Source organism: Phocaeicola coprocola DSM 17136 (assembly GCF_000154845.1).
GTDB lineage: Bacteria > Bacteroidota > Bacteroidia > Bacteroidales > Bacteroidaceae > Phocaeicola > Phocaeicola coprocola.
This window is the reverse complement of record NZ_DS981428.1, coordinates 55,038-76,746: the sequence shown is the minus strand read 5'-3', so window position 1 is coordinate 76,746 and position 21,709 is coordinate 55,038. Positions and strand designations below refer to the sequence as shown.

Here is a 21,709-nt window from a genome sequence, read left to right as displayed (position 1 = left end):
AATGAAAAAAGTATTTGTATTTTTATCTTGTATGTGGCTGGCTGTGAATGTGTTGTTGGCAGAGGAGCCATATAAATATGAGTATCTTTATAAAGATTTACCGTTTGAGATGCCTCGTGTTAAGGCTCCGGTTTTTCCGGATAATGAGGTTAACCTGAAAGATTTTGGGGCTGTTGGCGACGGTATGCATCTTTGTACTGAAGCATTTGCCAAGGCTATTGATGCTTTGGATAAAAAAGGAGGTGGAAAATTAACAGTTCCGGCTGGTGTATGGTTTACTGGTCCGATTGTTTTGAAAAGCAACATCAATTTGCATATAGAAAAAGGAGCTATTGTTTTGTTTTCTCCAGATGTCGATTTATATCCGTTGGTAGAAACGGTATTCGAAGGTTTGGATACCCGACGCTGCCAGTCGCCGATATCGGGTCGTAATCTGGTGAATGTAGCCATAACAGGTCAAGGAGCGATTGATGGGAACGGTCATTACTGGCGTCCTTTAAAGAAACAGAAAGTAACAGAGGGGCAATGGAAAGCGGCTACTTCCCGGGGAGGAGTATATAAGCGTCCCGATTACTGGTTCCCTTATCCTGAAACATTGAAAGGAGATACTATCAGTAACATGAATGTACCTCAGAATCTGAAGACAGAAGAAGAGTGGCAAAGTGTACGCCATTTCCTTCGTCCAGTGATGGTTAGCTTCATAGAATGTAAAAATGTATGGCTGGAGGGAGTAGTTTTTCAGAATTCCCCGGCATGGAATCTTCATCCGCTTATGTGCGAGAATGTTTTGATTGAGAATGTAGAAGTACGTAATCCGAGCTACGCTCAGAATGGCGATGGACTTGATTTGGAATCATGTAAAAATGCTTTAATCGTAAATTCTTCGTTTGATGTGGGTGATGACGGTATTTGTCTGAAGAGCGGGAAAGATGAAGACGGACGTCGTCGTGCTCGTGCTTGTGAGAATGTAATAGTGGACGGATGTACGGTATACAAAGGACATGGAGGTTTTGTAGTAGGAAGCGAGATGAGTGGAGGTGTACGTAACATCTCTGTCAACAACTGTCAGTTTTTAGGCACAGACGTTGGACTTCGTTTCAAGAGCAAGCGAGGTCGCGGTGGAGTTGTAGAGAATATATGGATCCGTAATATTTCGATGATTGATATTCCGACCGAACCAGTAACCTTTAATCTTTATTATGGAGGCAAATCGGCTGTTGAAGTTCTGGAAAGCGGTGAAGTAGTTCCTGTAAAAGTTGCTCCAATGCCGGTAGATGAAACAACTCCCTGTTTCCGGAATATCCATATTGAACATCTGACCTGTTCAAATGCACGCCGGGCTATGTATTTTAATGGAATACCCGAGATGCCTATAGATGGTATTACATTGAAACATATACGTATCAGTGCAAAGAACGATGCTGAATTTTATTATTGCAAGAATATTCATAAAGAAGATGTAAAGATAGAATTGTTGGTAAAATAGAGATAATATTAAATCTTGTTTTCGAGCCTGAAGATGCCGTGAGGCATTTTCAGGCTTTTTCTTTTGAAAGATCTATAGTTTGTTGATTTTTATCTTGTTTGTTTACTAATTTTTACATGTGAATAGATTAAGGACCTATTTCTTAAGTCCAAATGTATTATGTGAAATAGGATAAATTCGTTTTTATACTTGGTTTCATGTTGTTATGTAGATATTATATTGAATATTAGTTACATGTACAGTTTTATAGGTAAACGTACAATTTTATATGCATAAATTATGTGGATTTCATAGCTTTGTAATGTAAAAAAAATCAATTAATAATTAATTTATGTATTACTAATCAACTATGAGAAGCGTACAAAAAAATCTCTACTTATTAATTATTTTGTTAATAAGTTTTCCTTTGAATGTTCTTGCTCAGAACAAAACAATTACTGGTACAGTAAGGGATGTGAATGATGTAGTCATCGGAGCTTCTGTAACAATAAAAGGACAATCTTCTGTTGGTACTATTACGGATATGGATGGAAATTACACACTGTCTGTTCCGGCATCGGCGAAAGAACTGACTTTCTCTTATATTGGTTACGAGACACAAACTGTAGCAATAAAGGGACGTACACAGATTAATGTGACATTGAAAGAAAGCAGTCAAATGTTGGAAGAAGTTGTTGCAATTGGTTATGCTAAAGTTAAACGTAAAGATTTGACCGGCTCTTCTGTTTCAGTTGGTGCGAATGATTTGAAGATGTCACCTGTTAGTACGGCTGCGCAAGCTTTAGCTGGTAAAGCTGCGGGTGTGAATATTGTTCAGCAGAGTGGAGCTCCAGGTTCTGAAATTAATATTACAGTTCGTGGTGGAACATCTATAACTCAAGGAACACAACCTTTATATATTGTTGATGGTTTCCAGATGGAAAATGGTTTGCAGAATGTCGATATTAATGATATCGAAAGCATTGATGTTATGAAAGATGCTTCTGCAACGGCTATTTATGGAGCACGCGGTTCTAACGGTGTTATTTTGATTACTACTAAATCTGGTAAATCTGGCAAGACTGAGGTTTCTTACAATGGTTTCGTAAGCTTTGATCATCTTGGCAAAAAATTAGATCTGCTGGGAGTTGAGGATTATGTGAAATATCAGTATGAATTCCAGTTATTGAGAAGCAATCAGAGCAGCTTTGCTAATTTGTTTGGCGGCAATATTAATGATGCTGATTTTTATACTGGAGCATATAGTCGTATTCATGATAATTATGGAAGTCGTGAAGGCATTGACTGGCAGGATGAAGTTTTTGGCTCTACTGGTATTACACAAAATCATAATGTTAATATCACTGGTGGTACTGAAAAAACAAAATACATGATTAGCTATAATTATACAGATGAAAATGGTATTATGGCAAAGCATGGTTATCAGAAAAATAGTATTCGTGCTAAAGTGAATCATGAATTATGGAAGGGAGTTCGTTTTGATTTTTCTTCTAGCCTTCAGATGACTAAAGTTGAAGGTGGAGGTAGTTTGGGTGGTAAACTGAAGCAAACTATTTTGCAGCCGGTTACAGGTGGTGTACAGTTTACTAACGAACAGATGCTTAGCCAAGATTTGTCAGAAGCATATTCTGATATGCCAGGAGCAGATAATTATGATATTAATAACCCTTTGCTGGATAATGAAGCAATTGATCAGGAAAAATACACTCGTTTTGCTACTGTAAATGCTGGTATCGAAATTGATATCATAAAGAATTTGACTTGGCGTACTGCAGCCAGCTATATGTGGCAGCAGGTGCGGGAAGATTATTGGGATAATGGTTCTACTCGTCAGGCTGATGCTAATCAGAGTCCTTATGGTTACGGCTATCGTAATAATGATGAAAAATATTCATGGCAGGTAACTAATACATTAAACTATGCCTTCGACTTAGATGACCATGCTCATGATTTTAATATATTGTTAGGTCAGGAAACTTGGTATACAGAATCAATGAATTTGGATAATGAGTACCGTAAATTTACAGATGGTAATTTTGGACTGAATGATGTGAGCATGGGTGAACCTTATACATGGAAGTCTGGTAAGAGTCGTGAAGGTTTGGTATCTGTATTTGGTCGTCTTTCTTATAACTTTAAGGAACGTTATTTGTTTACTGGAACATTACGTGCTGATGGCTCTTCCAAATTCGCAAAAGGAAATCAGTGGGGAATTTTCCCTTCTGCATCTGCTGCATGGCGTATTTCTGAAGAAGCTTTCTTAGAAGATGTTGATTTTCTGGATAACTTGAAGCTTCGTGTTGGTTATGGTACAGCTGGTAATAATAATATCGATAATAACATGTATGCTACAAGCTATGGATCTGGACATTATGGTATTAATGGAAGTGATTACATTACTTATGTACCGGGATCTACACTTGGTAATTCTAACTTGAAATGGGAAAAAACAACAACTACAAATGTTGGTTTGGATATATCGGTATTGGGAAGCCGCGTAAATCTGTCAGTTGATTTCTATAATAATGAATCTTCAAATCTTTTGATTAAGAATAAGATTCCAACTTCAACAGGATATAGTGACCAGTATCAGAATATTGGTGCTATCCGTAACCGTGGTGTAGAATTGGTATTGAATACAACTAATATTCGTACGAAAGATTTTACTTGGAATACTGATTTTAATATCGCTTTCAACCGTTCTAAAGTACTTGAACTTTACGGTAATAAAGAAACTAATTACTTTATCCAAGATTATGAAAGTCGCATGGGATACAAGATAGAAGTTGGTAAACCATTGGGACAGTTCTATGGATTAGTATATGATGGAATTTATACAACAGATGATTTTGTTCAACAGCCAGATGGAACCTATATGTTAAAAGACGGCGTTCCATCATTGAAAGGATTTGATCGTTCACAAGTAAAACCTGGTGATGCTAAGTATGTTCCACAAACAGGTGAAGTAGATGAAAATGGAAATCCTGTATGGTCTACAAACGACCGTACTGTGATAGGTAGCGCTGCACCTAAGTTTACTGGTGGTATGAATAATACATTCAGATACAAAGGTTTTGATTTATCTGTATTTATGAATTTCTCATTTGGTAATGATGTCTTCAATATGAGTACTCAGCGCTTTATCGGTCCTTATTTGTCAAATCAGAACTCTTTGGCGATAATGAATAATCGTTTCACATTGATTGATCCGGCTACCGGTAAAGAAGCTACTGATTTGGTGCGTTTGGCTGAATTGAATCCTGGACAATACGGTGATGACATTATGTGGAATATTTCTCAGAATAATAAAACAGCTATCAGTGATCATAGCAGTTATTATATTGAGGATGGTTCTTACTTACGTTTTAGTACGATTACTTTAGGTTATACATTCCCTAAAGCTTGGATTCAGAATTTGAAATTAAATAATGCAAGAGTTTATTGCACACTGAATAATATTGCTACAATTACAGGATATAGCGGTTATGATCCTGAAGTTTCTGCTGAAGGTGGTGCATTGACTCCGGGTATTGATAATTCTTCTTATCCACGTTCTAAGAGCTGGGTTGTTGGCGTAAATTTAACATTCTAATAGCATTTTATAAATATGAAAAAGATAATAAATATTGTAGGCGTATCGGCACTATTATTTACATGCGCTTCGTGTCAAGACTGGTTGGATATGCCTTCAGAATCAAAGGCTGATAGTTCTTCTGTTTTCGAAACAGTTGGTCGTGCAGAAATGGCCGTTGTTGGTGCATATCCTAATATTCATACTCAGGAACTGGGATATCAGTTGTTGGAAGGTACAGATGAGGCTAGTTCTTCGGAAACAAACTCCAAATACAATGTTTCTAATTATGACTATACTTCGACTTCTTCTATGTTGAGTTCTACCTATACAAACATGTATAAGGCTATTGAATATGTGAATGTCTGCATAAAGAATATTCCTTCGATGAAAGTTGCTGAGAGTGAGCAGAAAAAATTAAATTCTTTATTGGGAGAAGCTTTGGCTATTCGTGCATATGCATATTGGAATATTGTACGTTTTTATGGTGATGTTCCGTATACTGATATTCCAACATCCGATTTGACTACTTTCTCTTCTTCTCGTGTAAGCCGTGATACAATTTACGATCATTGTGTCAGAGATTTGCAACAAGCTATCGATTTACTACCTTGGCAAAGTGAAGGAATGGTTTCAACTCCTGAACGTTTTACAAAGAATTCTGCTTATGGTATTTTAGCTCGTGTTGCTTTGTATGCTGCTGGATATTCTTTGCGCTGGGATTTGAGTACTGTTCCGTATAATGCTTCTACAGTTCGCATTGCACAACGTGAAGATAAAGCTCGTATCCATGAATTGTATCAAATAGCAGCAGATGCATGTAAAGCTGTTATTACTCAAAAAGAAAATGGACTTTTGGATAATTATGATGAGGTCTTTCGTGATTTGTGTACGAAACAGTACAATGAAGAAACCATGTTGGAATATGGATGGTATGGAGCAAATTCTTCGGATGTTCGTACTGGTTATGTAAATGGTATTCCGACGAATGGTTCTGGAGGTACGTTTGGTAAAGGCGGTGCACAAATGATAACAATGCCTACATTCTATTTTGAATTTGATGAAGGTGACCAGCGTCGCGATGTTTCAATCTGTAATTATGGTTTGTACACAGACGGTACATATCAGATGAATACATATATAGGATCAGGAGTTGGTAAATACCGCATTAACTGGTGTAAGAGCAGAGGTACTTCCGACAGTCGTCGTGATATAAACTTCCCGCTGTTGCGTTATTCTGATGTGTTGTTGATGTATGCGGAAGCTTTAAACGAGTTAAATAATGGTCCTACATCGGATGCTATTGATGCGTTTAAGCAGGTACGTATGCGTGCTTTTAAATATGATGAAAGTAAGATAGGAACAATACCATCTGATTATGAAGGATTTAAAAATGCAATAATTCAGGAACGCAAATTGGAACTTTCTCATGAGTCTCTTCGTAAAACAGATTTGACACGTTGGGGTATCTTATATGAACATCTTACTGCCGAAAAAGAAAAATTGTATCAGTTGGCAAATAGAGAAGGTAAATATGCTAATGTAGATGTATATCGTGCTTACAAAGGTGGTACGGCAGTTTATCAGGACCCGACTATTGCATTGCCATATATTTCAATTAAAGAAAGTGATTTTGTAACTATGGGACTAACTGCTGATGAAATAGCTAAACTGAATATTTTGAATGATAATGTAAATGGAGGTTTCTTGGAAAAAGAATTTTACGAAGATGAAGCAGGTAATGTTTATTTCTCTGAAAATTCAGCTCCAGCTGGAACTAAGTTGACTCCAGTTACTTATACTATCTTGAATATGTTTGGCTGCCATACTATTAAGAGCAAAGGTGGTTTGTATGTTGATTCTAGTGAGTATGAAGATAATACATTTATAACCAGAATGTTCTATGGATTACAGAAAAATATGGTTGAAATATTACCCTTCAGTACAACAAGTATTATTGATGTGAATCCTGGATTGGCAGGTCAGCAGCATCCATGTTATTAATCTTGTAAAATAAGAAATGAAAAGGCAGGATTGGAGATATATCCCTAATCTTGCCTTTTTTAATATTGTTTCTGATTAGCTATATGTTTATAGATATGTTTTTTAAAAGAATTGGGTTTCTATACATTCTGTTGGGGATGTTTAGCTATGTTCAAGCACAGCACCTGGCTTTCCCCGAAGCAGAAGGTTATGGAAAATATACGGTAGGAGGAAGAGGTGGAAAAGTGATAAAAGTCACTAATCTGAACGATTCCGGTAAGGGAGGTTTTCGGGAAGCCGTAGAGCAGAGCGGGGCTAGAATTGTTGTTTTCGATGTAGATGGTACGATTGAATTGAAAACTCCTCTACGTATCAATCATGATAGTATTACGATTGCCGGTCAGACCGCACCGGGAGATGGGATTTGTCTAAAAGATAATCCTTTAATTGTGAATGCAAGCGAAGTAATCATACGCTATATTCGTGTCAGGGTAGGTGATAAATATAAAACTGACGCTGACGGTATAGGTGGAGGACGTTACGGACAGCATCATGTTATTCTGGATCATCTGACCTCTAGTTGGTCGATTGATGAATGTTTGTCGATTTATAAGACTAAGAACCTGACGGTACAGTGGTGCATGATTAACCAGAGTCTTACATGTTCTGTTCATACCAAAGGATGTCATGGCTTTGGAGGTATATGGGGTGGCTATAAAGCGACATTTCATCACAATTTATTGGCAAATCATTCTAGTCGTAATCCGAGATTTTCATCGGTTGATAGCACGAAAATGGTAGATTTCCGTAATAATGTTGTCTTTAACTGGGGATTTAAGGCGGCTTATGGAGGCGGACGTTATGGTGAAATTAATATGGTAGCCAACTATTATAAACCAGGGCCTGGTACTCAATGTCCTTATAAACTGTTGGATGTAGCTGAAGACGGTACAGGAAAATATTATATAAGTGGTAATATATTAGAAGAGAATGTAGCAGTTTCTCAAGACAACAGAAAAGGTGTTTTTGGCAAAGATTCGCTTGCTTGTCTGGTTAGTCTTCCTTTTGCATACGAGACTATTCAGGAGGATACACCTCAGGAAGCATATCGTAGAGTATTGGAACAAGCTGGTTGCAGCCTGGTACGTGACAATTATGACAGCGAAATAGTGAGTCAGATAAAACGAGGTATTTCATTATATGGAAAGAATGGCTTTATTGACACACCCGCTCAAGCAGGAGGCTGGCCTGAATTGAGAAAAGGTACTCCTCTACAGGATAGTGATGGCGACGGTATGCCTGATAAGTGGGAAAAAGAGCATAAATTAAATCCGCAGGATGCTGGTGATGCTTCATCTTTTACGATTTGCAAATATTACACTAATATTGAACTGTATATTAATGGCTTGGTGAAATACTAACTAATCTGAATGGATTTTTTATTTAAATGAGTATGATATTCGTGCATTTGTATATTTTTCTAGTAGAATGTACATTATTCTATGTAGGATTTTGTTTAGATGTTTTATATTCGCAATGTACATAAATATGCTATTATTCAAGGTTCTACATTAATTTAAAGAAATAAAATTAAGAATACATGAAAAAACTGATTTATTCACTTGCTGCCCTGACTTTAGCGGCGTGCAGCGCTGAAAAACAAGAACCTATCGACCGTCCTGCGCTGGTTACTCGCAATAATCCCTCTGTGACGGCAGTAGATTCACTGGCATCTTTGTCTGTTGGTAATGGAGAGTTTGCTTTTACAACGGATATTACCGGACTACAAACATTTCCCGACGTATATAAAAATGGTGTACCTTTAGGAACACAGAGTCAGTGGGGCTGGCATAGTTTTGCTAACCCTGATGGATATAAGCCGGAGGATGCCTGGAGAGAATACGATTTTGGCCGTGGACATAAGGAGATATATTCTTGTCAATTTAAAGAAGAAGGACGTCAACGTGAGGCATCCAATTGGCTTCGTGTTAATCCTCATCGTTTGCATTTGGGAATTGTGGGATTGGAACTGGAAGAGGGTGTTACGGCTTCTCAGTTGCAGAATATCCAGCATAAACTGGATATGTGGAATGGAGAGGTGAGCAGTAGTTTCAGTATTTCGGACGTTCCGTACTATGTGCAGACTGTTTGTCATCCGGAATATGATATGATTGCTGCCCGTGTTTCATCTCAGTTACACCCTGGAATAAAATTCCATTTCCCTTATCCTACAGGTGGACATTGTGATGATGCGTGTAACTGGAATGCAAACGATAAACATACTACTACTCTTGTCAGTCAAGACGAGCAGTCGGCAGTACTGAAGCGTGAACTTGATGCTACAACTTACTATGTAACTATCCGTTGGGAAGGAAAAGCTACATTGGCAGAGAAGAGTAAAAACTATTTTGTATTGACACCTGCTGATACTGTTCTGGCCTTTACTTGTCAGTTTACTCCGGAGGAATCCAAGACTCCTGCTGTTACATTTGCTGAAGCGGAGAAGGCTTCGTCCGAATATTGGAATAACTTCTGGAATAAAGGTGGGGTAGCTGATTTCTCTCTCTGTACCGATCCTAGAGCAAAAGAACTGGAGCGTCGTGTTGTTTTGAGTCAATACCTGCTTGCAATTCAGTGTGCAGGTTCTACTCCTCCACAAGAAACAGGGCTTACTTATAATTCTTGGTTTGGCAAGTTCCATATGGAAATGATTTGGTGGCATCAGGCACAATTCGCTTTATGGGGACATCCTGAACTGCTCGACCGTACATTGGCATGGTATCATCAGGCTGAGCCGGTTGCCCGTGAAATAGCACAACGTCAAGGATTCGAAGGAATACGTTGGATGAAGATGACAGATCCTAGCGGAATGGAAGCACCTTCCAATGTCGGAAGCTTCCTTATCTGGCAGCAGCCACATTTGATTTATCTGGCAGAGCTTCTGTATCGTGCCAATCCATCGGATGAACTGATTAAGAAATACAATGATCTGATTCAGAAGACAGCCGAGTTCATGTATTCGTTTGCTGTTTACGATAAGGAACACGACCGCTATATTCTGAAAGGAGCTATTCCTGCACAAGAAACATTGCGTGCTGCCGATACGGTAAATCCTCCGTTTGAATTGTCATACTGGTTGTTCGGTATGCAGACTGCACAGACCTGGCGCGAACGTGCCGGTATGGAGCGTGTGCCTGAATGGGATACACTGATAGAAAAGCTTTCTCCTCTTGCTTACAATGAAGATAAGTTGTATCTGGCCGCCGAAACAGCTGTCGATACATATAAGGATATCCGTTTTACATCCGATCATATGGCTGTGCTTGGAGCAGTAGGTATTTTGCCGATGAATAAGCTGGTCAATCCTGAATATATGAAGAATACGCTGAACTGGGTATGGGATAACTGGAACTGGAACAAGACATGGGGATGGGACTATCCGATGACTGCCATGGATGCTGCTCGTCTGGGTGAACCTGAGAAGGCTGTAGGGGCTTTGCTCATGGATAAGCGTACCAATACTTATTTGGTAAACGGACATAACTATCAGGACGGACGTCTGCGTGTATATTTGCCAGGCAATGGTGGATTGCTTACTGCGGTAGCGATGATGTGTGCCGGTTGGGATGGTTCTGAAGGTGTAAATCCGGGATTTCCGAAAGATGGTAAATGGAATGTGCGTTGGGAAGGTCTGAAGCCACTTCCATGATAAATTGAATATGTTTAGAGAATACGGATTAACTGGAAGTATTCAAGAGTATATGACTTCTGGTTAATCTGTATTTTTTTAGAATGAATAAAGCTATTTGAAAAATGAATAAAAGAAACTTGTTTTCGTTTGTGTGGCTGTTGGCACTGGGAACTGTTTCCTTACCGGCACAAACCAAACAGGCTAAAAAGATCGGCGACTTTATCGAGTCGACTTCTTACAATGAGCATAAACGAGGGGCTGAGCGTACGCTTCAGTATTATCCCGAGGGGGACGATTTTGTGTGTATAAACGGGAAGAACCGGTTTACCAGAGCGTTGTACGGAAGCTGGTCGCCTTTTCGTCTTGAAACAAGCGACCGTCCGGTTTTTGCTGCATACGATAAGCGTAACAGCAAGCATATTCGTTTCCTTCTGCAAGGCAGGGGACTGTCAGTCGCTCTCGATTCAATTGAATTTTGTGAAGCCAGATATACTGCCGGCCGACGTACGTATCTACTGAAAGATGCGGCTTTAGGAAAAGGAACGCTCTCTGTGTCCGTATTGGCTTTTCCGGATGCTGACGGAGCTGTCTGGAAATTCTCAGCGAAAGATTTGGCGGAGGATATGGTTTTGCGTTGTTTTATCTCTGAAATCCGGGCGAAGAAACTGAGTCGTAACGGTGATATGGGAGCCGATCCTCCTGGATGTTTCGAAGCCCCCGAAAAGCCTCAAAAGCAGAGAGAGTACGATTTACCGTTGACAGATGAGGCTTATCTGGTTTTGGAAAATCTGGATTTGAAGCTTGTTCCGCTTGATGAGGGAAGACGTTTGTATCAGAAAGCTGAGGATGCTCGAAAGGCACTGGCTTCGCGTATCCGTTTTACTACTCCCGATCCTTATTTCAATACGCTGGGCGGAGCACTGGCTGTTGCTGCCGATGGTATTTGGGACGGGCAGGTCTGGCTTCATGGAGCGGTAGGATGGCGCATGCCGCTAAGCGGATGGCGTGCTGCTTATACGGGAGATGCTTTGGGATGGCACGACCGTGCCCGTAAGCATTTCGATGCTTATGCTGCCAGTCAGGTGACCGATGTACCCAATACGATTCCGCATCCGACACAGGATTCTGCTTTGCATCTGGCACGTTCTGTCAAAAAATGGGGAACTCCTCAGTATAGTAACGGATATATTTGTCGTAATCCACGTCGAAACAATCAGATGCATCACTATGACATGAACTTATGTTATATCGATGAACTGTTGTGGCATTTCAACTGGACAGGTGATTTGGATTATGCCCGCCAGATGTGGCCGGTCATAACTCGTCATCTTGCCTGGGAGAAACTGAATTATGACCCCGACAATGACGGCTTGTATGATGCGTATGCCTGTATCTGGGCGAGCGATGCCTTGTATTATAACAGTGGAGCAGTGACGCATTCGTCTGCCTATAACTATCGTGCCAATAAGATGGTTGCGGAAATAGCCCGTAAGATAGGGGAGAATCCGGAACCGTATCAGAAAGAGGCTGACCGTATTCTGGCTGCAATGAATAAATGTTTATGGTTGTCTGATAAAGGTCATTGGGCGGAATATCAGGATTTCATGGGACACAAGCGTTTGCATGAGAGTGCGGGAGTCTGGACGATTTATCATGCGTTGGACAGCGAAACGGCTAATCCGTTTCAGGCTTATCAGGCAACACGGTATGTCGATACGCAGATTCCTCATATTCCGGTTGAAGGAAAGGGACTGAAGGATGAAGGTTATGCTACAATCTCTACCACCAACTGGCTGCCTTATTCGTGGAGTATCAACAATGTAGCCTTTGCCGAAGTGATGCATACGGCTCTTGCTTATTTTCAGGCAGGTCGTTCTGATGAGGGATATAAACTATTGAAAAGCTCTGTTCTCGATGGCATGTATCTGGGCGACAGTCCCGGAAACTTCGGGCAGATTAGTTTTTACGATGCTGCCCGTGGGGAATGTTACCGTGATTTTGGCGATCCTGTAGGAGTTGCTTCACGTGTTATGATTCAGGGAGTGTATGGTATTTTGCCCGATTTGATGAACGACAGGCTGGGTATCCGTCCGGGATTCCCGTCCGACTGGAAGAAAGCATCGCTTGCAACGCCGGATGTGACCTATCATTTCTCAAGAGAAAAAGATGCAGATACTTATCAAATTACCCAGCGTTTCGGTAAACCATTAGAAATCGGACTTCGGATAAAGGCTGTTCGCGAGAAAGTGGCTTCGGTTGAAGTGAACGGAAAGAAAGCGGACTGGAGTTTGGTTGATGCAGCAAGTGGCAGTCCGGAATTACTCGTGGTAGCTTCCGAAACGGAAAATGCCGAAATAACTATTCGTTGGAAAGGAAAGCCTTTGCAGACACTTGTTGCCGGAGAACTGAACGTTGATGCCGGTGGACAGATTTCACTTCGCGCGCCTCAGGGAATCCAACTGTGTGAAATTTACGATCCGCAGGGTGTTTCAGCATCTACAACGATTGAAGGAAACAGTTACAGCACAAACATAAATAAGGGGGTAGAAGGACATCATACTTTCTTTGTCCGTACCCGACAAGGAGATATGGACTGGTGGCAACTGGTAAATGTCTTTATCCAGTCTCCTTATGTTGCAGCGAGAGAGGATTTCTCGGAGGTGAATACATCTGCCTGTCGCATGATTGATATGGATAAATACTTGAACGATTCGGTTACATCTATTTTCCGTGAACAATATTTCTCTCCGCGTTCTCCGTATACTACCTTGCAGCTTCCTGTGCAGGGTATAGGGGAGTGGTGTCATCCGCTGCTGAGCGCTTCGATTGACGACAGTGGATTGCGGAATCTGGTTCGTGACAACCGGTTTAATACTTCGCTGGGTGTTCCGTTCCGCCTGATGAAAGAAGGGAATAATATTGCATTTACTTCTTTGTGGGACAATTATCCAGACAGTATTTGTATTCCGCTTGCAGGAAAAGCGTCGCATGCGTATTTGTTGCTTGCCGGAAGTACCAATCATATGCAGTGTCACATTGCAAATGGGGTGCTGAAAGTGCGTTATACCGACGGTACGTATACCGAACTGACTCTGACTAATCCGGATAACTGGTGTCCGATAGAACAGGATTTTTATGTAGATGGAAAAGCATTTACAGTGCCTGAACCTCGTCCGTATCGCTTACATCTGAGAACCGGAAAAGTAAGTCGTGACCTGGGAAAAGAGTTAGGTATAACGGGCGTGTACGGTCGTGAGATAGAAGGCGGAGCAGGAGTCCTGCTGGATATGTCGCTCGATCCGGAAAAAACGCTTGAATCGCTTACCCTTGAAACTCTTGCCAATGACGTAGTTATCGGGCTGATGGGAGTTACTTTACAACGATAGAAAGAGAATCTGCCCATAAGTGGATAAAAACATCAGCATGTTTATGTGAAAACATGCTGATGTTTTTTTTATTTCTGTACAAAAATGCCGGAAGTTTGTACAAATGTTTTTTATGTGTTGTACAAATTCCGGCTGAAATTTGAGCATATTTTAAAAGAAACTTGCTGAAGCCTTTTTGTTCCTTGCTGAACGTTGAGTTTTACTATCCGGTAAAACGGCTTTTACTCCTTGTAACTTACTGGTATTAAGCGTATATTCCCGTTAAGACCGGAAGACATTGTATCCCAGTTTTTGTAGTCGCCTTTTACGTAGTTCAGCTTTGCCATATTGATATCCTTAAAGATACGCCATTCTATATGCTTGCGATCCATATCAGCGATACGGTTGGCTGGCAGATTGGTTACTTCGACTTCTATCCGGTTCTTTCCTGGTTTTAGCCATTTTCCGACCTTTAACCGGAATGGAACTGCCCAGACTATGCCAGCATCGTTTCCATTAATACGTACACGCGCACTCTCGCGTACGTCACCTAAATCCAGTATCCAGTCGTCAGCTTCCATGGAAGGCATGTTTATTTCGATGGAGTAGCGGCCGGTTCCCATATTGATTTTAGCTTCCGGTTGTTCCAGTTCTGTCCATGATGTGGGAGAGTCTATGTCAAACTGACCGTTTATAGCTGGTATGCTTTCTACGAATTCCAGTTTCCATCCGTGGTCTAGACTCAGGCTGTATGTCTGTTCTTCGGGATAATTCCACGCTGGTTCTTCGTCCAGTGACTTGTCGAATGTCTGAATGATGAGGCTTTCCCCCGATTTCAGTTGCAGACGGACCTGCAATTTCCCGTTTTCTATCCGGCTTTGTGCCTTGCCTCTTTCTCCGTTCATCGGATTGAAGAACATGGCAGTCGTTTCGGGAACATTCAGTGTAACCCATTCGTCTATATCTTTGTTTTGCAGACACGAAACAAAATAATGATGCCCTTCGGGATTCGAGCGGCGGATAAACTGAAGTCCACATCGTGTTTTCAACTCTTCTGAGGCTGTTCCCGTCTGTGCCAGTACCTGCTGATAGTCGGAACCGACAATGATGCGTCCTTTTCCGAGTATGAATGTCTGTGTATGTGTAAAGGAATCGACGTCAGGAAGTTGTCCGGTGATGTTTATGAAAGCGGCGCGGTTTTGTTTCAGACGATTGTATCCCGGAGTATCTTCGGGATATTGTTCTACAAAAATCACGGTTGCACCCTGACGAGCCAGTTCTACCAGTTTCTTGAGTGTGGCGGCAGGCATTAGTCGGGCGGCAGGAACAATGAGTGCTTTATAGTGCGTGCCTCCGCTGGTGACGAGCTGATTGTCTGCACAACGTGTCGTCTTGATGAAAGCATCAGAGATATAGTCTACATCATATCCTCCGGCAATAATTGTCTGGATGGTCTTGATAAACTTCGGGGCGTACCGGTCCATTTTATGGATGTCGAACGAAACAAGTCGTCCCGGAAGTTCGTCCCATAAATCGTATATGGGCAGATAAACCAGAAAATCATTATCGGGTTGTCCCATTTGCAGAAAAGACTGGCAGCGGGTTATGTATTCAAAAAATGCAGGTGCGTCACGCCAGATACTATTGGTAGGCGACATATTGATGCTTGCGTAGAACAACCATCCAGGCCATGCCACATCTTGTGGCGAATATGGTGTCCCGTGAAAGAACATGTGATTGACTCCCGATACGAACATCAGGTCCATATCCGGTTTACACTGTGAGAGAGAAGTACGGAAATGTTCCGTCAGCCAGGTAAATGTTTCCGAAGAAGTATAAGGCTTGCCGGCTATGTGTGCAGCCGAGGACGCATATTTCAGCATCGAAATATCCGAAAAATTCGGTCGGGTGAGGGAGTCTTTGCGCAGCCCTTTGATGTGAAAGTCTGTCAGACCGAATCCTTCACATTCAGGAATGTCGACCGAAGCATACGTATCTATCAGATTGGCCGGAGAACCATGTGCCTGATTGCGAGTTGTGCTACCGTGTTTGTGAGCCCATTTTGTCCATTGGGTCGTAAAATTGTCTATCAGCATTTCACTGACAGTTTCACGATAATCGGACACGATACGGCGAGTTGCTTCCGGACGTGAAGCATCCAGAAACTCAGGAAAGTGCTCTTCGAGTTTATAGCCCCTGCGGCGTTCGAATTCTTCCAGCAGGTGAGGAGTCCAGTCTGCCTTATACACTTCGTATGAATCATTAAAGAATGTACGCGGATAGGTTGCTTTGTTCTGTTTGAAAGCGCGGTCGAATTTGGTGAAATATTCTTTTACAGCCTCCGGATTCATGTGGTCCATTACATAACCTTCTCCGCCAGGAGCAGCACGTTTTACTTTTTGAAGCGTTTTGCCTACGAACAAAGCAATCAGTTTCCATTCACCTTTCGGAGCATTCCATTCGAGCTTGCCGTTTTTTACTTTCGATGTCAGGTTCAGACATGTTCCGTCTTCAGCATAAGCCATCAGTCTACTTAATTGGGCAAATTCACGTTGCTTTTGTTCCTTGGGAGATGTAATCTCTATTTGTTGTTCTATCTTCTTACCCCCCGTTACAGTATATTGCTCGAATATAGCTCGGGTAGCCGCGTGTTCCAATGTGATTTCCGGTCCTCCGAATGGCCATCCCGTTCCGGTATTCATATCGATGTCGATGCCGTTCTTCTGTGCTTCGTCTTGGGTGTATTGGTACATTTCCATCCATCGGGATGACAAAAACGGGATATCTCGCTGTTCGTTTCCCTTTACACCATAGATAGGCGTTATTTCCAGACTGCCTATTCCGGCTGTACCGTATTTGTGAAGATTGTATGCAAGTCCCTTTTGATCGACTGCACTTCCCATCCACCACCATCGGCTTCCCGGTCGTGCTTCAGGCTTTATTTCGGGCCAGTTTTGTGCTTGTACAGTACTTCCTAATAGCAATAGAGCTGTCAGTATGTCTTTCTTTTTCATTGGTATTTTATGATTGGTTTGTCTTGATGAAACAAAATTAAGGGCTTTGTTGATATAATTCAATGTACAAAAGTACATATTCCTAGAATATTGTATAAACCGTACCTAAGATGTGTGATTCTGTTTGCTATGTTTTATCTTTCTTGTAATTTTGTGCTTAGTTAATTGCATCAAGAAACATTTGTTTTTATACTGTATGAAAAACCAAAAGATTTGGATACTATGCTGGTTGGGCTGTTTGTTGTTGTCGTCATTTTCGGCGAAGGCTGCAATCGAACTTCGCAGCGAACGACTGACTACTGCTGATGGACTTGCAAACAATTCTGTGCGTTATATTTATCAAGATAGTAAAGGGTTTATCTGGATGGCCACACTGAATGGCTTGAATCGTTATGACGGTAATTCTCTTATCACCTTTCGTCCTCAGAAATCGAAAAAGATTTCTCTGGCAGACCATCGGGTGAAGGTGCTGGAAGAGGATCAGAATGGTTTTTTGTGGATTACAACGACAGCCGATTTAATCAGCTGTTATGATTTAAGGCATGACTGTTTTGTCGATTTTACCGGTTGCGGAGAATATCAGGATCATTATCGTGGCTTTTTTATAACAGAAGAAGCTGTGTGGCTATGGGGAGCTTCTCACGGATGTCGCCGTGTGACCTATCAGGATGGTCGTTTCACTTCTACATCATTTACCGTACAAAATGGCTCTTTGAAGAGCAACAATGTTCATTTTATCCGTCAGCACGGAGATAGAGTATGGATAGGAACACAGCAAGGTGTTTATTATTGGAAAGATAACAAGCTGGTGGCGGTAGATGAATCTCATTCGTATTGGAAGGCTATGTTTTACGAGGATAATCTTGTTTTTGTGACATCAGAAGGTGATTTGTTTTACTTTCAGACAGACGGAAAACTGAAATCTTTGGGAAGCCTTCCTCGTAAAACAAAAAAATGGGCGATGACCGGACTTTTTCGGATTGGTCAGAAACAGTATATCTTGACCTCAGAAGGTACGCTGTGTCTGGATATGAAGACTTTTAAGGTTGAGTCTGCTCCGGCATACTATAATATTCCTGAAGGACAGGTTAAAAAAGATGATAAAGGAGATTATTGGGTATATAACCGTACTGGTAATTTGTATTATATAAAATCGGATACAGGAGAAAAGAAAGTGTTCTCGGTAATGCCTTATGACAAGCTTGGATTCATTGATAAGGAACGATATTACATTGTGCACGACAGCCGAGGGATTATCTGGATTTCTACATATGGCAACGGACTGTTTGCTTATGATCCGGCTACGGAAAGCATACAGCATTTTACATCCGATTCGGGTATCTCTTCTCTATTGGCTTCCAATTATCTGCAATGTCTGATGGAAGACCGGTCGGGAAGTGTCTGGGTAAGTTCTGAATTTGCGGGTATATCTAAGTTGAGTGTATTGAATGAAGGCGCATCACGTGTGTATCCCGAAAAAGATTCTATGGCCGACCGCTCGAATACGGTGCGTATGATTGCTTCTACTTCTGATGGAGATATCTGGGTAGGTACACGTAGTGGCGGTTTATATATTTATGATGCAAAGCTGGAGATTCAGAAAAAGAAATTTCATCATGATATAAATACTTATGCTGTTTGTGAAGACAATGAAGGGAATCTGTGGATTGCTACCCGTGGTGAAGGCGTATGGATTGGAGATGTAAAATATCGGTATGATAAATTGAATGATAAGTCGCTTTCATCGGATAATGTCTTTTGTATGTTGAAAGACCGTAAAGGTCGTATGTGGATAGGTACGTTCGGTGGAGGTTTGAATCTGGCTGTTCCTGCGCAGGATGGAAAGTATGAGTTCCGCCATTTCTTTACTCGTACTAACGGACAGCGGGAAACCCGTACGTTGTGTGAGGACAGCAACGGATGGATATGGGTCGGATCAAGTGAAGGTATATTTGTCTTTGATCCGGATAAACTTATTGCAGATCCGGAAGCCTATAAACATTATTCGTTGGAAAGTGGTGATTTGCAAAGTAATGATATCCGTGCGATAATACGTGACCGGAAAGGACATATGTGGCTGGCTGAGTCGGGAGCTGGATTTGGTATGTCTGTTGTCGGTCATAATTACGATAAGCTGGAGTTTACTCATTATACTTCACAAGATGGGCTGGTAAGCAGTATGGTACAGGCCCTAATTGAAGATGATAAGGGGATGATATGGGTTTCTACTGAATATGGCTTGTCTTGTTTTAATCCGGAAACTGTTACATTCGAAAATTATCTTTTTTCCGATTATATATTGGGTAATGTATATAGTGAAAACAGTGTTCTGAAGCTGCAAGACGGACGTCTGGCATTGGGTACAGGACAAGGTATTGTTATTGTAGACCCAAAGCATGTTTCGGTGAAAGATACTCCTATGCAAGTTACTTTTACGGATTTGAAACTGAATGGTATATCAGTCATTCCGGGAGATAAGGATTCTCCATTGGAAGCTTCATTGGCTTATGCAGAGTCTGTCCGGTTGAATTATGACCAAAATTCGTTTGTGATTGAATTTTCTACATTCAACTATTCAGATGCTGGATTGTCGAAGTTTGCTTACAAACTGGAAGGATATGACGATACTTGGAGTGCTCCTTCTTCTTTGAATTTTGCAGCTTACAAGAATCTGCCTCCAGGATCCTATCATCTTCATGTAAAGGCAAGGAATACAGCTGGTACATGGTCGGATGAGTCTGTCTTGAAAATCATAGTTGTTCCTCCATTCTGGAAAACGACATGGGCAATGCTGATTTATGTGCTATTGAGTATAGCTGTTTTATATGCGGCTTATCGAATAATATCGAAGATGAATACTCTACGTAATAAAATTAAGGTAGAAGAACAGCTGACAGAGTATAAACTGATGTTTTTTACCAATATATCGCATGAGTTCCGTACACCTCTGACTCTGATACAGGGGGCTTTGGAACGTATTCATCGTGCCAAGAAAATCCCTGCTGATATGGTAGGAGCTGTCCGTGTAATGGATAAAAGTACACAACGCATGCTGCGGCTTATTAATCAGTTGCTTGAGTTCCGCAAAATGCAGAATAACAAGTTAAGTTTATCGCTTGAAGAAACAGATGTGATAGCATTTCTGCGTGAAATTTATCTGATTTTCAAGGATGCTGCTGAGTCGAAAAATATGGAGTATGTGTTTTCTCCTTCTGTGTCAACGTATAAAATGTTTATCGATAAAAGTAATATTGATAAAGTAGCCTATAATTTATTGTCGAATGCATTTAAATACACTCCTTCTAATAAGAGAATTGAATTTAGTGTATCTGTTGACGAAGCGAATCATAAACTGATAATGAAAGTAATCGATACGGGAGTAGGTATTCCCGTAGAAAAGCGTGGAGAGCTGTTCAAACGTTTTATGCAGAGCAGTTTTTCAAGCAGCAGTATGGGGGTAGGTTTACACCTTACCCATGAACTGGTACAAGTACACAAAGGTACGATATCATATGCAGAAAATCCAGGTGGCGGTTCTGTGTTTACAGTTGTGCTTCCAACAGATGCTTCCGTATATGAGGGTAAGGATTTTCTTATACCTGACAATGCTTTGCTGAAAGAAGAGATAGAAGCTGAAAAAGCACACCAGGCAGAGGATAGTTGGGAGGTATCGGAAGATGAGAAAAACGAAAAGAACACCTCAACGGAGCCACTTAATAAGCGTAAGATTTTGATTGTAGAAGATGATAATGATGTACGTGAGTTTTTGAAAGAGGAGCTAAGCCCTTATTTTGAAGTGGTAGCAGAATCTGACGGAACTTCCGGACTGGAACGTGCGAAAGTTTATGATGCGGATTTGATAATAAGTGACGTTTTAATGCCCGGATGTTCAGGGTTTGAACTGACGCGTAAATTGAAAAATGATTTTAATACCAGTCATATACCTATTATTTTACTGACAGCTCTTAATTCTCAGGAAAAACATCTGGAAGGTGTTGAGGCTGGAGCCGATGCATATATAACGAAACCTTTCAGTAGCAGTCTGTTGCGCGCCCGGGTATTTAAACTGATAGAACAGCGCGACCGCTTGCGGGAAAAGTTCTCAAAAGATCCTCATGCTGTACGTCCGGCTATTTGTACAACAGACCGTGATAAGGAGTTTGCCGATAAATTGGCTGAAACTTTAGGAGAGCATTTGTCGGATCCGGATTTTACAATTGATGAATTTACTTCAATTATGGGACTTGGCCGAACTGTCTTTTATCGTAAGGTAAAAGGTGTGACAGGATATTCGCCGAATGAATACATACGAGTTATGCGTATGAAAAAAGCGGTTGAACTCTTGGCTGAAGGTAAATATACAGTTGCAGAAGTGACTTATCAGATAGGAATGAATGATCCGTTCTATTTCAGTAAGTGCTTTAAAGCTCAGTTTGGAGTACCTCCGTCATCTTATTTGAGAGGGGAGAAAGAGAAATAGTTTATTCTATCACTTTTTCTAGTATTAAGCTAAATTATTAAAACTGGAAAAGACTCTTTGGAGATGAGGCTCAAAATAAAAAACAGAGATAAGTTTACTTACAATCTATAAGCCGCAAC

The 21,709-nt window shown here is 41.0% G+C and carries 8 protein-coding genes; 7 read left to right on the top strand and 1 reads right to left on the bottom strand.

The features are described from left to right. Positions 1–31 precede the first annotated feature (31 nt). The 6 genes from BACCOP_RS00290 to BACCOP_RS00265 all read left to right on the top strand — a co-directional run bounded on the left by BACCOP_RS00290 (position 32) and on the right by BACCOP_RS00265 (position 14,117). Positions 32–1,486, top strand: coding sequence for a glycoside hydrolase family 28 protein (locus BACCOP_RS00290; protein WP_085960410.1), 1,455 nt, complete (start codon positions 32–34; stop codon positions 1,484–1,486). 349 nt (positions 1,487–1,835) lie between these two features. Beyond that, the gene (locus tag BACCOP_RS00285) at positions 1,836–5,078 is read left to right on the top strand and encodes a SusC/RagA family TonB-linked outer membrane protein (protein ID WP_007564864.1); all 3,243 of its coding nucleotides are present in this window, start codon (positions 1,836–1,838) and stop codon (positions 5,076–5,078) included. Between the two features lie 15 nt (positions 5,079–5,093). Then, positions 5,094–7,061 carry a RagB/SusD family nutrient uptake outer membrane protein gene (locus BACCOP_RS00280; RefSeq protein ID WP_007564862.1) on the top strand — a complete coding sequence of 656 codons (1,968 nt, stop codon included), beginning with the start codon at positions 5,094–5,096 and terminating at the stop codon, positions 7,059–7,061. Between the two features lie 137 nt (positions 7,062–7,198). Then, entirely contained in the window at positions 7,199–8,461 is a 1,263-nt protein-coding gene (locus BACCOP_RS00275) for a pectate lyase (protein ID WP_235776931.1), read from the top strand. Positions 8,462–8,640: 179 nt separating this feature from the next. After that, positions 8,641–10,749, top strand: coding sequence for a hypothetical protein (locus BACCOP_RS00270; protein ID WP_007564857.1), 2,109 nt, complete (start codon positions 8,641–8,643; stop codon positions 10,747–10,749). A 104-nt stretch (positions 10,750–10,853) separates the two neighbouring features. Continuing rightward, complete coding sequence (locus BACCOP_RS00265) at positions 10,854–14,117, top strand: DUF4450 domain-containing protein (protein ID WP_007564855.1); 3,264 nt, start codon at positions 10,854–10,856, stop codon at positions 14,115–14,117. Positions 14,118–14,338: 221 nt separating this feature from the next. On the opposite strand, the gene BACCOP_RS00260 is transcribed toward BACCOP_RS00265, so the two are convergent. Further along, positions 14,339–17,110, bottom strand: coding sequence for an alpha-L-rhamnosidase (locus tag BACCOP_RS00260; RefSeq protein ID WP_007564851.1), 2,772 nt, complete (start codon positions 17,108–17,110; stop codon positions 14,339–14,341). A gap of 196 nt (positions 17,111–17,306) precedes the next feature. On the opposite strand from BACCOP_RS00260, the gene BACCOP_RS00255 reads away from it, so the two are divergent. Next, positions 17,307–21,590 (top strand): hybrid sensor histidine kinase/response regulator transcription factor, encoded by a 4,284-nt coding sequence (locus BACCOP_RS00255; RefSeq protein ID WP_007564848.1) that lies wholly within the window; start codon positions 17,307–17,309, stop codon positions 21,588–21,590. Positions 21,591–21,709 lie beyond the last annotated feature (119 nt).

Coding starts and splice junctions, on each gene's coding strand:
- BACCOP_RS00255 (WP_007564848.1), top strand. CDS start 17,307: ATGAAAAACCAAAAGATTTGGATACTATGCTGGTTGGGCTGTTTGTTG.
- BACCOP_RS00280 (WP_007564862.1), top strand. CDS start 5,094: ATGAAAAAGATAATAAATATTGTAGGCGTATCGGCACTATTATTTACA.
- BACCOP_RS00265 (WP_007564855.1), top strand. CDS start 10,854: ATGAATAAAAGAAACTTGTTTTCGTTTGTGTGGCTGTTGGCACTGGGA.
- BACCOP_RS00285 (WP_007564864.1), top strand. CDS start 1,836: ATGAGAAGCGTACAAAAAAATCTCTACTTATTAATTATTTTGTTAATA.
- BACCOP_RS00275 (WP_235776931.1), top strand. CDS start 7,199: ATGTTTAGCTATGTTCAAGCACAGCACCTGGCTTTCCCCGAAGCAGAA.
- BACCOP_RS00270 (WP_007564857.1), top strand. CDS start 8,641: ATGAAAAAACTGATTTATTCACTTGCTGCCCTGACTTTAGCGGCGTGC.
- BACCOP_RS00260 (WP_007564851.1), bottom strand. CDS start 17,110: ATGAAAAAGAAAGACATACTGACAGCTCTATTGCTATTAGGAAGTACT.
- BACCOP_RS00290 (WP_085960410.1), top strand. CDS start 32: ATGTGGCTGGCTGTGAATGTGTTGTTGGCAGAGGAGCCATATAAATAT.